The sequence below is a fragment of the Dyella sp. 01N36 genome (genome assembly GCF_056399745.1).
Map to the genome: position 1 here is coordinate 1 of NZ_JBFTRY010000354.1, position 1,619 is coordinate 1,619.

The window sequence follows — 1,619 nt, forward strand, 5'->3', positions numbered from 1 at the left end:
TCGGAATGTCGGTGACGATCACCAGGTCGCGGTCTTCGCTGGCCAGCACGAGGTCGCGCCAGCTCGAGTGCAGCACCAGCGTGTCGCCCGCGCGCAGACTCACCGAGCGCACGTCGTCGCGATACACCTGGTCGCCGCGATTCACGGCGAGCACCGAGATGCCGTAACGCTTGCGCAGTCGCAGGTCGCCCACGGTCTGTTTGAGGAAGCGCGAGCTCGGCGGAATCACCGCTTCTGAAATACCCGCACGCGACGGGTTGAACAGCTCGCCCAACTGCCGCATGCGCGGCGAGAGTTTGCACAGCTGGTTGTTGGCAAATTGGTTGAGCTGGTCGCGCGGGCCCAGGACGCCGAGCACCGAGCCCACCCAGATCACGTGATCCGCCGGTGGCGCCATGCGCGCATCGTTGCCGCTCTTGATGGCGAGGATCAGTGGCGCACCGTACAGCTGCTCGACTTCGCCGATGCTCATGCCCACCAGCGGGCTTTCGGCCGTGACCGTGAGCTCTGCTGTTTCGCCGACGATGCCATAGGTGTCGGCGAAGTAGCTTTCCGTGCGGCCCGGGGTCACCTTGAGTCGTTCGTCTTCGCGCTCGGGCAGTAGTTTCTTGCCGAAGAAGTAGAAGAACGCGACACCGGTGAGCGCCAGCACCAGGCCGACGGGCGTGACGCTGAAKAGGCCGAACTTGGGAATCGTGTGCGCGCCGGCGGGCAGGTTCGCGTTCGAACTGGCGACCAGGTCGTTCAGCACGATCAGCGGCGAGTTGGCGATCAGCGTGGTATTGGTGGCGGTGAGGATGCAGAACGCCATCGGCAGCAGCAGGCGCGAGATCGGCACGCCGGTGCGCGCGGCAAGGCGGCTGGTGACGGGAATCATCAACGCGGCCAGCGCCTGGCTGGGAATCACAGCGCTGAACAGGCTGGTGACCAGGTTGATGACCAGGCCCAGGCGCGATTCCACGCCACGCGCCATGCGCATCACGAAGCTGGCGGTAAGCGTGAGTACGCCGGCGCGGTCCAGGCCCGCGCCCATGATCATGATCGCGATGATCGCGATAACGGCGTTACCGGCGAAGCCGTTGAACACGCGATCGGAAGGGATGAGCCCGGTGAGGCCGATCACGACCACCACCAGCAGGGCCACCATGTCGGCGCGGATCCACTCCAGCACCAACATCAGCATGGTGAAGCCCACCAGCCCCAGCACCAGGATCATTTCAGGGGTGAGGGCGAGTCCCACTAGGGTGCGCCCCCGAATTGGGCGTCCTGATGACGGCTGGATGTGGGCAGTGGGAGCTTCACGCTACGACGACTCGTCCCTGTTTGAGACGTGAGTATAAGCGCGTGGTGAGGTGGGCTGGTGAACCCAGGCTGCAAAGTGGGCGCGATTTTTGGTTTTGGTTGTGGGCTCGTCATCCCGGCGCGGGCGGGTATCTGGTCTTGCTGGTCATTCCTGCGAACGCAGGAATCCAGTGACTTTGCGCTTCGATTGTCGCGTCGAGGCCAGAGTGCCGCCTACGCGGCGGGCGTTTCGATCGGCTGCCGCCGACCGAGTCACTTTTCTCTTGCTGGCCCAAGAGAAAAGTAACCCAAAGAGAATGGCCTATAACGCCCGCAGC

Annotated in this window: 1 protein-coding gene; it reads right to left on the bottom strand. The window is 64.0% G+C overall.

The window, feature by feature from the left end; translation table 11 throughout:
* The coding region (locus tag AC1DMG_RS22030; RefSeq protein WP_477181142.1) for an SLC13 family permease at nucleotides 1-1,216 on the bottom strand (1,216 nt) is incomplete at its 3' end.
* Nucleotides 1,217-1,619: the final 403 nt, after the last annotated feature.